Source organism: Rhodococcus sp. D-46, assembly GCF_011290655.1.
GTDB lineage: Bacteria > Actinomycetota > Actinomycetes > Mycobacteriales > Mycobacteriaceae > Rhodococcus_F > Rhodococcus_F qingshengii.
Window position 1 is genome coordinate 487,782 of record NZ_JAANTF010000003.1, and the last position, 12,919, is coordinate 500,700.

The following is a 12,919-nucleotide window of genomic DNA, read 5'->3' on the forward strand; positions in this document are numbered from 1 at the left end:
TTATCGTCGTGTGCATGAACAAACAAGCGATGCAGCCACCGGCCAACCAGCCGATCGGATTCTGGACCGCGCGAGCCGGTGAAGCGATTCGCACGCGCACGCGCGGAGCACTCGAAGCGATCGGCGTCACCCAGCCGGGGTGGTGGGTCCTGCACCAACTTTCGCTGCACCCTGAAGGGGTGGAGCGTGCTGTCCTCTTGCGGACGATCGGTCCGAACGAATCCACCGACGTGATCGATGACGCCGTCGACTCTGCCCTCGAACTGGGGTGGGCGCGCGAAGACGGGTCTGTCCTTCGCCTGACTGGTGCGGGCTCCGAGCAGTTCGATCGCGCCGCGCGGGTACAGCAGATGCTGCAGGAAGAGCGGATGCAGGGAATCACCGAAGAGGAGTTTGTCACCACCATCACTGTGCTGCAGCGAACCATCAAGAACGTGGGCGGCGACGCCTGGCACTGGTAGCAGACATTATCTGGGCCCGCTGCCGGGTAGAGCGGCTTCGATCAATTCGACGGCACGGGACACACCGCCCGCCGCTGCGAGTTCTTCTGCCAACTCCGTGCTGCGTCGGCGGAACTCGTCGGCGCTCACCAGAGTCAGCGCCTCACGAAGCTCTACTGCCGTGACGGTAGCGCTGTCGACGCGTACTGCGACACCGGCGTCGACGAGCGAGTCGGCGTTGCCGAACTGATCGACGGCTTGCGGCACTGCGATCATGGGTGTCCCGGTCACCAGTCCCTCGCTGGATCCGCCCATACTCGCGTGGGTCACGAACGCGTCGGCCTGCTGCAGAATCGCGAACTGCGGTACCCAACGGTGTATTTCGACGTTGTCGGGCAATGGTCCGAGATCTGAGATCTGCACCTGCTTTCCGATCTGAAGGACGACGTGCCAGCCGTCCATCTGGCCGAAAGCCTCGACGCAGGTGCGGTAGAAATCCGGATGATCGGTGAATGCTGAACCCAGCGAGATCAACAAGAGCTTGCGTTCGGGATCCGGGTTCACCCAAGGTTGACTGCTCGGTTCGAGTGCGGGGCCGACGAACGTGTAGACGTCGCAGTTCACGCGATCGGCGTTGGGCTGCATCGATTCTGCGATCAGCACGATTGCACGGGGTGGGCGTCCGGTGAACTCACGTGGATCGACCTCGACGCCTTCGGCGCGGAAGAACCGGGTCTCCCGATCGAGCAGGTCGACGCCTCTCGGATCGGAACGAATTTCGTCGTACATCGGTGCGGCGTCGGCTTCGTAACCGTCCCAGGCAACGTACGTCGGCGACAACTGGATGATGGGAACGCCCCACTGCTGAGCCAGTATTCGTGCCGGAATGCCGGCGATGTCGTAGAGAAAGAGGTCAGGGCGATCGTCTTCGTAGATTCGGCGTAGCTGCGGCAGCATCGACTCGTAATCGTCCTGGAAAATCGTCAACTGATCGATCAGATCCCCGTCCCAGCTCTTCTCGGGTTCGGCGCCGTCGGGAGAAGGGACGAGGCTGGGCAGCGTGGAGACGTACGGTGCGAATTCGGCCCCGGTCGCCTCGATGATCTCACGCATCGACTCGTCGTTGGCATAGGTGACGCGGTGACCGGCGGCGACGAGACGCGCGATGATCGCCAGGCTCGGATTGACGTGGCCCGGTGCCGGAATGCTCACCATGGCTATATGTCTGCGGGTCATCGATCACTCCTGCCGTCTGACTGTTCTGGAACAACTCCGGATACCGGACCGAGACTATCCACCAGGATGGGTAACGGCATCTGATTTTTGCCGGGGAAGTACCGTGCGCACTCGAGTAGGACTACGCATCCGAGTGCCGGGATGGGCGAGCAGACTTCGAAGCATGAGCACACCGACAACACCCTCGAAGACCACTGCAGCCTTCTATCTTCAGGCCGGAATAGCCTTTGCCGTCAGTTTTGTCGGCACCCTCCTCGGAATTGCGTATCTTCCGATCGATGCGTGGCAACGCGGATTTCTCGGAATGTCCTTGCTGTTCTTGGTCACCAGTACGTTCACGTTGGCCAAGGTGATTCGTGATCAGCAGGAGGCATCCACAGTCAGGGTTCGAGTGGACGAGGCTCGACTCGAGAAGCTGATCGCCGAGCACGATCCGTTCAAAGCGGCAGCCTGAAACCTGTCGGCAAGGTGAGGATCAGCGTGCTGCCGAGAGGTTGCTCGTTTCGGAGCGCCGACAGATCGCCGCCGTGTGCGAGCGCGAGGCTGCGCGCAATCGTGAGCCCCAAACCGGAACCGTCGGATCGATCACCGCGATGGAAACGGTCGAAGACTGATTCGAGTTGGTCTGCGGGAATTCCGTCACCGGTGTCGGTGACGGACACCGAGAGGTGGTCACCTTCCCGTGCGAGTGTCACCGTCACCGAACCTCCGCTCGGAGTGTGCCGCAACGCGTTTTCGAGCAGATTGGCGAGGATCTGTTCGATTCGTTGGCGATCGACCTCGGCCGTGATCGGTTGAGGAGACAGAGCGGTCGTCAATTCGACTCCACGCTCGGCGAAACGTGGCGCCGCTGCTGCCGTTGCGCTGCAAACGATGTCGTCGATCTTCTCGTCTCGGCGATCGAGTTCGAGAGCGTGTTCGTCGGCCGCGGAGACGTCCGCCAGATCGCAAGAGAGCCGACGCAGTCTTTCGAGTTGATCGCGCATGACCAACCATGAAGAGTTGTCCGTGGGGAGGACGCCATCCTCGATGCCGTCGACGTACGCAGCCAAAGTCGATACCGGAGTGCGTAATTCGTGGGCAAGATCGGCAAGCAGGCGTTTGCGGACCCGATCCGAATGATCAAGGCGTGCCGCCATGTCGGCAAAGGCAGTTTCGAGACGCGTGAAATCGGCATCTACGTCGGACCTGCCGATAGTCACGTCGAAGTTCCCGTCTGCGACGCTTTGAGCCGCCTCCGCCAGCGTTGAGATCGGGGCCGTGATGCGTCGGACGATGTAGACCGCGGCGATGCTTGCGCCCACCAGTGCGACCGCGATCCCGCACAACAGTGCAATGGTCATGGTCTGAGCGAATGCCTCTTCGGTGTGGGTACGGACATTCGAGTCTTCGATGCCGGCCATCATGAGGTGGTTGTGAAAGAGCGGGGCAGCGACGGCAATGGCGACTGCGGCGATGGCGAGGCAGGAGACGAACAGGACGACAAGCTGCGCCAGCAGCAGTTTTCCGCGTAGCCCGAGTTTCTTCATGACGACCCCGTTCATGACGACCGCGTTCATGACGACCTCAGGGAGTATCCGACGCCCCTGACGGTTCTGATGAACCGAGGATCGGTCGCGTCGTCGCCGAGTTTGCGGCGTAATGCACGCACATGGACGTCGACGATGTGCTGGTCCCCGAACCAGGACGAGCCCCACACCGAGGTGATGATCTCGGCCCGACTCCAGGCAGCGTCGGGTCGGGACGCAAGCGCGGACAACAGGGTGAACTCGGTGGGAGTGAGATCGACCAGGGTGTCGTCGACACGGACCGTGCGGGCCACGACGTCGATGTCGAGTCCGGGAGGCGTCGGCAGCACTTTTGGCAGCAAACTCGACGCGCGTGGCCGTCTGAGCAGTGCTTTCACTCGCGCAACCAGTTCGCGGGGGCCGAAGGGTTTGACCACGTAGTCGTCAGCGCCGGCCGCCAGACCCGTCACCTTGTCCGACTCTTCACCGCGGGCGGACAGCATCAGGATGTACGCATCGGAGAAGGTACGGATTCGTCGGCAGACTTCCATGCCGTCGAAGCCCGGGAGCATCAGATCGAGCACTATCAGCGCGGGCTCGAATTCGCGCACCGAACGTACTGCGCTCGGCCCGTCGTGGGCGAGGCGCACGGTGAATCCTTCGCGTGTCAGATAGTTGGCGACAACCTTGGCGAGGGCAGTCTCGTCGTCGACGACAAGAACGCGCCCCGGTTCCTCGCCAGGTCGTAGTTCGGCGCTCATCAGACCGAGGTTAGTCGACTGCGTGTCTGCATTGCTGTCGCGTGGTGGTTTCCACTCGACTGTGAAGATTCGATGAAGGAAGCCTGTTCGAGCCGGTTATCGGGCTTCGCGGTGGATTTTCGCCGGTAACGTGGCAACTGTGCATGTGCAGCACTCTTGTCAAATCAATTGTGGTGCAGTGCATATCGAACAGAATCAATTCTCGGGAGTGAAAACATGTCTTTGACGGTCAGGAAGAGCGCCGCGCGGTTCGTTCCGGTTGTGGCAGCGGCAGCACTGTTGATTGCCGGATGCTCGGACAACTCCGGGGAGAGCATCAACCATTCTTCCGAAACAACCAGCGTCGCAGCACAGTCGGAGATTCCTGCGGGTGTCAATGCCGCCGACATCGAGTTTCTCGAAGGAATGTACCCGCATCACGCGCAGGCATTGGACATGGCCAGAATGGTCGACGGTCGAACCGACAATGCCGAACTTCTCTCTCTTGCAGCGCAGATAGAGGCAGCGCAAGGCCCGGAGATGGCTCAGATGACCGAATTGTTGACGGAGTGGGGACGCCCCGAGCCTTCGTCGAGTTCGATGGAGGGCATGGATGAGTCGGCGCACGCGGGACACGGCGTCGGGATGGCCGAGATGCCGGGAATGATGTCGGCCGACGACATGACCGCCCTCACCGATGCCAGTGGCGCGGAGTTCGACAAGTTGTGGCTGACGATGATGATCGAGCACCACAAGGGTGCCATCACCATGTCCCAGACCGAACTCGACAACGGGCTCGACCCGTCGGCGGAGAAGATGGCAGAAGCGATCATTGCCGGTCAGCAGGCGGAAATCACTCAGATGGAAGCGATGTTGAAGGGGAGTTGAACAGGAGGCCTTGGCCGCGTGACCTTGCTCGGGTGGCTACCTGGGCATACGTTCGAGGCTGATGGCTTGACCGGTGCTGTGCTGCAATCACACGCGAGGGGATGACCGCCACATGGATCACAGTCAGATGGACCATGGCCAGATGGACCATGGCCAGATGGACCATAGCGAGATGAGCCATGGCCAGATGGAGCATGGGGCACACGGTGGTCACGGGGATCACGTCGCACAGTTCCGGACGTTGTTTGCAGTCATGCTGGTCATCGCGGTTCCGGTCGTTGCGGCAGACGCGATGTTCGCTTATCTGGTCGGGTACACACTGCCGGAAAACTCTCTGGTGGAATGGATCTCACCGGTACTCGGCACGGTGATGTACTTCTGGGGTGGCAAGCCGTTCCTCACCGGCGCTGTTGCCGAAATCCGTTCTCGGCAGCCGGGAATGATGCTGTTGATCGCGCTCGCGATCACCGTGGCCTTCTTCGCGTCATGGGCTGCGAGTCTGCACTGGGTGGATCACACTCTCGATTTCTGGTGGGAGCTCGCGCTTCTGATCGTGATCATGTTGTTGGGCCACTGGATCGAGATGCGTTCGCTCAGTCAGACATCGAGCGCCTTGGATTCACTTGCCGCTTTGCTGCCCGACGAGGCAGAACGGGTGGTGGGGGAATCGGTGGAAACCGTGCCCACCGCAGCTCTGGCGACCGGCGACCTGGTGATAGTTCGTCCCGGCGCCCGTGTTCCCTCGGACGGAACGGTGGTCGAGGGAAGCGCCGACATGGACGAATCCATGATTACGGGCGAGTCGAAGACCGTCCGCCGGACTGTCGGAGATCAGGTGGTGGCCGGCACGGTAGCCACCGACTCGGCACTTCGGCTTCGAGTCACCGCCGTGGGAGAAGACACCGCGCTCGCCGGTATCCGGCGCCTGGTCGAGCAAGCCCAGAACTCGTCGAGTCGCGCGCAGGTGTTGGCGGACAAGGCCGCTGCTCTGCTGTTCTGGTACGCACTCGGCGCGGCAGTGCTGACCGCGATCGCCTGGAGTATCTGGGGCACCCCGGAGAGCGCAGTCACCCGGACGATCACCGTTCTGGTGATCGCCTGCCCGCACGCGCTCGGGTTGGCGATTCCACTGGTCGTCTCGATCGCGACGGAACGGGCGGCTCGGGCTGGGATCTTGATCACCGACCGCATGGCCCTCGAGGCGATGCGTAACGTAGACACCGTTCTCTTCGACAAGACCGGCACTCTCACCAAGGGGGAGCCCGCAGTGGTCGGTGTACGCGGTGTCGACGGGTATTCCGATGACGACGTTCTCAGCGCAGCGGCTGCCGTCGAGTTCGACAGCGAACATCCACTCGGGCGCGCCGTCGTCGCGGCGGCGCGGGAGTTGTCGCTCGAATTCACTGCGGGTTCCGACTTTCAGGCGCACAACGGGATCGGGGTTGCTGCGGACGTCGCCGGTGCACGCGTCGGTGTCGGCGGACCGGGGATGCTGCGATCGGTCGGGGCCACCGCGATCCCGGGGACCGAAGAGTGGCTCAGTGACGGGTCGACCGTCCTGCATGTAGTGCGTGACGAGAAGGTAATCGGCGCATTGGCATTGGCCGACGAGATTCGCCCGGAATCAGCATTGGCCGTCGACGCCCTCCATGCTCGCGGTGTGCGGGTGGCCATGGTCACCGGAGACGCGGAGGCCGTGGCCCATTCGGTGGCTCGCAGGCTCGGGATCGACGAAGTTTTCGCCGAAGTGCTTCCGCAGGACAAGGGAGCGCAGGTATCTCGGCTTCAGGCTGCGGGCCACCGCGTGGCGATGGTCGGTGACGGGGTCAACGATGCGCCGGCACTCGCCCAGGCGGATGTGGGCATCGCGATCGGTGCCGGAACCGACGTGGCGATCGCGTCGGCGGGAGTTGTTCTGGCCAGCGATGATCCGCGTTCGGTGAGCTCGGTCATCGAGCTGTCCCGCGCCACCTACCGGAAGATGGTTCAGAACCTTTGGTGGGCAGCGGGATACAACGCGATCTCGGTTCCCCTCGCTGCGGGAGTGCTGGCGCCCGTCGGGTTCGTGCTGCCGATGGAGGTCGGAGCAATCCTGATGTCGGTATCCACTGTGGTCGTTGCCGCGAATGCCCAGTTGTTGAGGCGCTTGGACTTGCGGCAACCACCGGTGACCGCGTTGGAGTCGAGAGTGCTCACATCGCAGTAGCGAGAGGTTGAAGGCGGACTACTGTCGGCTCAGGAACGGAATGAGCGCACGCAGTACAGCATCGGAGTCTGCGACTGCGCTTGCGTGGTCAGCCCCTTCGATCACAGTCAAGGCACTGTCCGGGATCAGCGACGCGAGATGCTCGGTATCCGGCAGGCGCTCGCGATCTCTCGATCCGACGAACAACAACGCCGGTGTGGTGATCCGTTGCAGCACGGCGTCGTCGATGCCGTGCTCCTTCTCTGCGCGGCGCATGTAGGCAGCGAGCGCGAGGGCATCATTGATTCGGAAGGCAGTCGCAGTCTGAGGATCCACCGGTTTGCCGCGCCTCACGCCCCAACCGGTCAGAAATCCCTCGATACCGCCGCTTTCGAGTACGTCGATGCAACCCGGGAAGAACAATGCGTCGAACGCGCCCGTCATCGGTCGGCTGCTACCGCCCCCGACGGTCAGCGATCGCACCCGTTCGGAGTGCTCGACTGTCAGCGACATCACCGAGCGTCCGCCGAACGAGTATCCGAGGACGTGTGCCGGTTCGAACGGAGACTCCGTGTCGAGGATCTCCAGGAGATCGCCGACCACCAGATCCATTGCATACGAATCGGAGTCGTGTGGTTTGTCACTGCGTCCGTGACCCCGCATGTCGACGAGGATCAGACGATATTGCTCCTGAAGTGCCTTGACGTACCCGAAGCCACGCCAGATGGAGCGCGACAACGCTGTGCCGTGCACCATCAACAGGGGTGGGCCATCGCCCACGATCTGATAGGTGATCCGCGCACCGTCCACCGGATTTCTCACGTCGTGCAACACCCGTCCAGTATGGGTGCCAGTTGCTACGCACGTGAACTCGAGTAGTCGTCCGGACCCATTCGACGGATGGCGTGGACTCTCACGAACAGTCGGGCCGTCAACTCGGCCTCCCTCAGAGCTACCGGTCACTGCCCGGCGGGGCAGTACCCACTGTTCCAAGCAATGCATCGGTGGAGGGGTCTGCAGTGCTGACGCCTGCGGCTATGCCCCGAATCAGAGCCTCGAAATCAGCGGCGACGATGGTGACCTCCTCGAACTCCGGCTCTCCTCCACGGACAACCTGACCGTCGGGTGCGAGCGCCAAGTACTCGTACCCATTGCGCACCGACATCAGGACCGGGAGATGAGTGGACCAGAAGGCGTTGATCGCCGCGCGCTCCGCCGGCCCGGAAGCGACCGCCAGGCTCTCGTGCCGGAACGCATTCCAGGGAAACGCCTCATCGCTGACGCCAACGCCACCGGCATAGTTCTCCGCCGAGAGAAACCACACCTGGTCGTCGGAACTGGCAAGTACGGAGAACGAACTCGCCCACACTACGAGTTGGTCACAACCGCCGACCAGTGGTTGCGGAACTGGGGCAGAGGCCGATCGAGTAGGTTCTTCGCGAACCCAACCTGCGAGCGACAGCGCGGCGGTTGCGTCGAGGTGAAGGCACATCGCCCCACGGTAGGCCAGACCGTCGAGCACCGACAGCGTCAACCGTCGGCCTACTCGGGATCGATGTCTCGAATACCAGTCTCGTCCATGCTGATCCATCGCGTTATGCCGATGCCGCGAAGGAACGGCAGATCGTGACTCACCACCACCATGGCGCCGCGAAAATCGGAAAGTGCCTGCGTGAGGTGGGCGAGACTCGGTAGGTCCAGGTTGTTGGTCGGCTCGTCGAGAAGAAGCAGCTGGGGCGCGGGCTCGGCCAGCAGGATCGTGGCTAACGCCGCACGCAATCGTTCACCGCCGGAGAGCGCGGATGCCGATACGTCGGAATCCGTTCCCCGGAAAAGGAACCGTGCCAACTGCCCGCGAATTTCCTCGGCTGTCGCGTGTGGCGCGGCCAACGCGACGTTGTCCGCCACCGAGAGATCCTCGTCGAACACGTCGAGACGTTGGGGGAGCGCACGAGAGGCTACGAACGGAGTCGACGCGGCGAGTGCATCGAGCAACGTCGTCTTGCCGATTCCGTTGCGTCCCACTATCGCAATCCGCTCCGGCCCGGTGATCTGGAGCGATACCACTTGGCCGCTCTGCAACGTCACCTCGTCGAGCCGCGCAACCTGCTGCCCCGGATGAACCTCTGTAGCAGGCAGATCCAGACGAATCTCGCGATCGTCTCGAAGGAGTTCCTCTGCCTCCGACAGGACAGACTTGGCCTCGTCCACCTTCCCGATATGGTTGAGGGCCAGCTTTCCCGCCGAAACTTGGGCCTGACGTTTTCGTGTCTGCGCGATGATCGGCGGCATCCGCTTGTTCTCGAACATCTTCTGCCCATCGCGCTTACGCCGGTCCAGTTTCGTTCGAGCGTCGATCAGCTCGCGGCTCTGCTTTGCCAGATCGGCCTTGGCGTCGCGAACGGTGGCGAGTGCGTTTTCCTGCTCAGCGGTCACGACCTCCTGGTAGTGCGAGTAGTTGCCGCCGAACACGCGTAGATCCCCCCGACGTAGTTCGATCGTGTACTCCGCGGTGTCGAGCAGTTCCCGGTCGTGGCTGACGATCAGTACGGTTCCCGGAAACTGTTGGACTGCAGCATGAACTCGTGATCGAGCGTCGCGGTCCAGGTTGTTGGTCGGCTCGTCCAGGAGCAGTACCTGTGGATTCTTCAGCAGCGTTGCGGTCAGGCCGAGTAAGACGGTCTCTCCGCCGGAGAGGGTGCCGACAGTTCGGCTCAATGCTGCGGTATCCGGAGCCACCTTCTCGAGGCCGAGTCGATGCAAGGTGGAGAGAGCGCTCTCCTCGATATCCCAGTTGTTGTCCACGAGCGCAAAGTCGGATTCGGAGCCGTCGCCGGTTTCGATGCGGTGCAATGCGTTTCGGAGTTCGTGGATACCGAGGATGTCATCCACCCGAACGCTCGGATCGAGTGTGATGTCCTGACGGAGGTAGCCGACCTCGCCGGAAGCGGTCACGGATCCGGATTCCAGTGAGAGCTCTCCTGCGATCAATCGCAGCAGAGTCGACTTTCCCGATCCGTTGAGTCCCACGAGACCGACACGGCCACTGGGGAATACAAAATTGGTGTGGGAAAAGACTGATTCGCCGTCCGGCCAGATGAAGGTGAGATCCGAGAGCGACAGAGAAAGATGGGATTGGGTCATGAGTACTCCAGAGGGTGCTTGGACTGTGCGCCCGGCTCAGCAAGTGCTGATGGGTGCGAGTGCCTTCGCGTGATGAACCTCTAGAGGAGCAACGGCCCGTTTCCTGTTCTGTCGGGAATGATTCGTGTTCCAGGTTAGAACACTCGAACGGTCCCGTGCAATCGAATTATTCTGTGCTGTCGGTCTCGTCGGTGTTCGGTGCTCAGATTTTCGGGCCTTCAGATTTTCGGGCCGTCAGATTTTCGGGCCTTCGGACCGAAGATCGTCGACCTTCGACATCGCTTCGCGGAGTTCGGTGAGCCATTGTTCGCTGTGCTTGCCCGCCAACCGGACTGTCCACATGAGAGCGTCCGCTCGGGAGCGAGCAACACCCGCGTCCACCAGAGTGTCGAGAACCTTGCGTTCGGGCTGACGTAGTCGTGTCATCACCGGAACTGCGAGATGTGTGAACAGGACGGTCTTTTCGTCCAGACGTACACCCCAGGCGACCTTGCGCCCGTAGCGAGCCTCGGCCTCGTCGGCGATGCGCATCCGGTCGGCGCGCGTGGTTTCGCGAAAGCGTGAGATCCTTCCGTCCGCGGCGGCCTCGCCACCGTCGACTGCCGGGAGTTCACCGATCACGACGATTTCTTCGCGGTCGACCTGGACGTCGGCCGTTCCGGTGAACCAGTCATCTGGAAGTCGACCGGCAAACCAGTCGGACGCATCACTCGCGTCGGGAACCGACGCCTGTTGCCAACCTCCGGGACGGCCGAACCTGCGGTCGCCGGAGTTTTGTGAGTTCTTCATGGCGTTCTCCTCGGAGAGCTGGTGGAGTGTGGCGTGCGTTTATTGCACTGATTACATGATTACACCGATAGTCGAACTGGCGCCACAAATTCGGGCATGATCGGAGTCGTGCGCCTTTCACACGCTCGTCAGAGCTTCCGAACTTTCCGTCGTCCCGTGGCTGCCGTGGCTCTGGGGGTATTGGCCGCAGGATCGGTAGTTGCCTGCAGTTCTGGCCCTGACCAGCCGAAATCAGTGGCAGAGGAGTTCGCGTCCGCGCTCACGTCCGATGACGTGCAAGCGGCGGCAGCCCTGACCACCGATCCGGCGGCGGCGTCGACTGCGATTTCGGCCCTGATCGACGGACTGGGCAAGGACGAGGGAACATTCACCGTCTCCGACGCCACCGAGTCCGGAGATTCCGCGGGAACATTCACACTCGACGCGGCGTGGAAGTTCGGCGAAGGTCAGGACTGGAACTACTCGACGCAGGGAAACGCGTCGAAAAGCGGGGACAACTGGCTGATTCAGTGGGACCCGGCGCTGTTGGCTCCGGACCTGACCTCCTCGACGACCCTGCGCTACACACCCACCACCGGTGCTCCGCCGTCGGTGCTGGACGCGGCGGGCCAGCCGATCATGGAGCAGCAGGTGGTGACGTTGGTCAATCTCGATTCTGCCGCGGTGCCCCCGGTGGACACGGCAGCCGTGGCGGCCCTTCTCTCGCCCGTCGCGCCGACGATCACGGCGGCATCGCTGAGCGGCGATCTTGCGTCGGCAAGTGGGAAGCCGGTCACCGCAATCACTTTGCGGGCCGAGGATCTTGCACCGATCGAGGAGAGGTTGGCGGCGATTCCCGGAGTGAGCTTGGCGCCGCAGGCTCGGTTGCTCTCGGTGGACAAAACTCTGGCGTCGCCGACTTTCAGTGGGTTGTCCGATCTGTGGCAGGAGGGGCAGGACAAGTCCGCGGGCTGGGCGGTACAGCAGGTGAAGCAGAACGGAACCGTCACCACCGTCGCCGGCCAAGACGGGCCGGTTGCTCCGAACATCGCGACAACGATCGACCGACCGATGCAACTCGCGGCCGAGAATGCGCTCGCCGGGGTGACACAACAGGCGGCGATCGTTGCGCTGCAGCCGTCGACCGGAGCGGTGTTGGCGGTGGCCCAGAACGCCCCCGCCGACGCACAGGGCCCGATCGCTCTGACCGGCCTGTACCCACCGGGTTCGACGTTCAAGACCGTGACGACGTCCGCGGCCCTGCAAGCCGGCGTCGCTACACCGGACACCGTTCTGCCGTGCCCGGGTACCGAGAACATCGAGGGCCGTCAGATTCCCAACGACGACGAGTTCGACCTCGGATCGGTTCCGCTGCACACCGCGTTCGCGAAGTCGTGCAACACCACAATGGCGAGGATGGCCGTCGGTCTGCCCGCCGATGCTCTGCACAAAGCGGCGCTGCAGTTCGGGCTCGGCGTCGACTACGTCACCCCCGGACTCACGACGGTGACGGGCAACGTCCCTGACGCGAACACCCCCGCCGAACGCGTCGAGTCCGCGATCGGACAGGGCACGGTGACCGCCACGCCCTTCGGGATGGCTCTCGTGGCGGCCTCGATCGCCAACGGAACGACACCCGCGCCGATGTTGGTCAAGGGACAGCCCGGCGTGGCAGATCAGACCGTTGCACCGGCTCCCGCGGAGGTGACCGAACAGTTGCGGGTGATGATGCGCGAGACCGTCACCGGCGGTACGGCGACGTCGTTGCAGGACATTCCGGGGCTTCTCGGCAAGACCGGCACGGCCGAAACCGAGGGTGGCCCGGCACATGGGTGGTTTGTCGGAATCAAGGGAGACCTCGCATTTGCGGTATTCATCGCGGGTGCGGACAGCTCTTCGCCTGCAGTGCAGGTAGCGGGCACTTTTCTGCGCTGAAACCTGTTTTCCGTTGCAGTTGGATCACACCGTCGTAGCTCAACCGTGACACGTTCGTAGGCATCCCGTGCTTGT

12 protein-coding genes are annotated in these 12,919 nt (G+C 62.6%); 5 read left to right on the forward strand and 7 right to left on the reverse strand.

From position 1 onward, the window contains the following. Nucleotides 1–14: 14 nt before the first annotated feature. Nucleotides 15–461, forward strand: coding sequence for a hypothetical protein (locus G9U53_RS10225; RefSeq protein WP_116057186.1), 447 nt, complete (start codon nt 15–17; stop codon nt 459–461). Nucleotides 462–467: 6 nt separating this feature from the next. On the opposite strand, the gene G9U53_RS10230 is transcribed toward G9U53_RS10225, so the two are convergent. Continuing rightward, nucleotides 468–1,676 (reverse strand): macrolide family glycosyltransferase, encoded by a 1,209-nt coding sequence (locus G9U53_RS10230; protein ID WP_165638634.1) that lies wholly within the window; start codon nt 1,674–1,676, stop codon nt 468–470. A gap of 163 nt (nt 1,677–1,839) precedes the next feature. On the opposite strand from G9U53_RS10230, the gene G9U53_RS10235 reads away from it, so the two are divergent. Continuing rightward, on the forward strand, nt 1,840–2,130 hold the full coding sequence (locus G9U53_RS10235; RefSeq protein WP_003945505.1) for a YiaA/YiaB family inner membrane protein: 291 nt from the start codon (nt 1,840–1,842) through the stop codon (nt 2,128–2,130). Here the strand turns inward: G9U53_RS10235 and G9U53_RS10240 are convergent. Both G9U53_RS10240 and G9U53_RS10245 read right to left on the reverse strand, forming a co-directional pair. Next, on the reverse strand, nt 2,114–3,235 hold the full coding sequence (locus G9U53_RS10240; RefSeq protein ID WP_082654874.1) for an ATP-binding protein: 1,122 nt from the start codon (nt 3,233–3,235) through the stop codon (nt 2,114–2,116). The two genes, G9U53_RS10235 and G9U53_RS10240, sit on opposite strands and share 17 nt — an antisense overlap. Further along, on the reverse strand, nt 3,232–3,945 hold the full coding sequence (locus G9U53_RS10245; RefSeq protein ID WP_162114322.1) for a response regulator transcription factor: 714 nt from the start codon (nt 3,943–3,945) through the stop codon (nt 3,232–3,234). The genes G9U53_RS10240 and G9U53_RS10245 overlap by 4 nt, the downstream gene beginning before the upstream one ends. Nucleotides 3,946–4,161: 216 nt before the next feature. Here G9U53_RS10245 and G9U53_RS10250 point away from each other — a divergent pair, with 216 nt between their 5' ends. Further along, the gene (locus G9U53_RS10250) at nt 4,162–4,812 is read left to right on the forward strand and encodes a DUF305 domain-containing protein (protein WP_054188009.1); all 651 of its coding nucleotides are present in this window, start codon (nt 4,162–4,164) and stop codon (nt 4,810–4,812) included. A gap of 157 nt (nt 4,813–4,969) precedes the next feature. Continuing rightward, on the forward strand, nt 4,970–7,018 hold the full coding sequence (locus tag G9U53_RS10255) for a heavy metal translocating P-type ATPase (RefSeq protein ID WP_242692486.1): 2,049 nt from the start codon (nt 4,970–4,972) through the stop codon (nt 7,016–7,018). A gap of 18 nt (nt 7,019–7,036) precedes the next feature. Here the strand turns inward: G9U53_RS10255 and G9U53_RS10260 are convergent, their stop codons facing one another. From G9U53_RS10260 to G9U53_RS10275, 4 genes are all read right to left on the reverse strand, one after another. Further along, on the reverse strand, nt 7,037–7,807 hold the full coding sequence (locus G9U53_RS10260; protein WP_003945805.1) for an alpha/beta fold hydrolase: 771 nt from the start codon (nt 7,805–7,807) through the stop codon (nt 7,037–7,039). 142 nt (nt 7,808–7,949) lie between these two features. Continuing rightward, nucleotides 7,950–8,531, reverse strand: coding sequence for a hypothetical protein (locus G9U53_RS10265; RefSeq protein WP_232329987.1), 582 nt, complete (start codon nt 8,529–8,531; stop codon nt 7,950–7,952). Between the two features lie 8 nt (nt 8,532–8,539). Further along, nucleotides 8,540–10,141, reverse strand: a complete 1,602-nt coding sequence (locus tag G9U53_RS10270) for an ABC-F family ATP-binding cassette domain-containing protein (protein WP_165638635.1) — start codon at nt 10,139–10,141, stop codon at nt 8,540–8,542. A 234-nt stretch (nt 10,142–10,375) separates the two neighbouring features. Further along, nucleotides 10,376–10,930: a hypothetical protein gene (locus G9U53_RS10275; RefSeq protein WP_003945732.1), complete on the reverse strand. Its 555-nt coding sequence runs from the start codon at nt 10,928–10,930 to the stop codon at nt 10,376–10,378. Nucleotides 10,931–11,026: 96 nt separating this feature from the next. On the opposite strand from G9U53_RS10275, the gene G9U53_RS10280 reads away from it, so the two are divergent. Further along, on the forward strand, nt 11,027–12,844 hold the full coding sequence (locus tag G9U53_RS10280) for a penicillin-binding transpeptidase domain-containing protein (protein ID WP_192711986.1): 1,818 nt from the start codon (nt 11,027–11,029) through the stop codon (nt 12,842–12,844). The last annotated feature ends 75 nt before the right edge of the window (nt 12,845–12,919 follow it).

What these genes read in the sequence shown, in the direction of transcription:
- G9U53_RS10225 (WP_116057186.1), top strand. Translation starts at nt 15, where the DNA reads ATGAACAAACAAGCGATGCAGCCACCGGCCAACCAGCCGATCGGATTC.
- G9U53_RS10230 (WP_165638634.1), bottom strand. Translation starts at nt 1,676, where the DNA reads ATGACCCGCAGACATATAGCCATGGTGAGCATTCCGGCACCGGGCCAC.
- G9U53_RS10235 (WP_003945505.1), top strand. Translation starts at nt 1,840, where the DNA reads ATGAGCACACCGACAACACCCTCGAAGACCACTGCAGCCTTCTATCTT.
- G9U53_RS10240 (WP_082654874.1), bottom strand. Translation starts at nt 3,235, where the DNA reads ATGAACGCGGTCGTCATGAACGGGGTCGTCATGAAGAAACTCGGGCTA.
- G9U53_RS10245 (WP_162114322.1), bottom strand. Translation starts at nt 3,945, where the DNA reads ATGAGCGCCGAACTACGACCTGGCGAGGAACCGGGGCGCGTTCTTGTC.
- G9U53_RS10250 (WP_054188009.1), top strand. Translation starts at nt 4,162, where the DNA reads ATGTCTTTGACGGTCAGGAAGAGCGCCGCGCGGTTCGTTCCGGTTGTG.
- G9U53_RS10255 (WP_242692486.1), top strand. Translation starts at nt 4,970, where the DNA reads ATGGACCATAGCGAGATGAGCCATGGCCAGATGGAGCATGGGGCACAC.
- G9U53_RS10270 (WP_165638635.1), bottom strand. Translation starts at nt 10,141, where the DNA reads ATGACCCAATCCCATCTTTCTCTGTCGCTCTCGGATCTCACCTTCATC.
- G9U53_RS10275 (WP_003945732.1), bottom strand. Translation starts at nt 10,930, where the DNA reads ATGAAGAACTCACAAAACTCCGGCGACCGCAGGTTCGGCCGTCCCGGA.
- G9U53_RS10280 (WP_192711986.1), top strand. Translation starts at nt 11,027, where the DNA reads ATGATCGGAGTCGTGCGCCTTTCACACGCTCGTCAGAGCTTCCGAACT.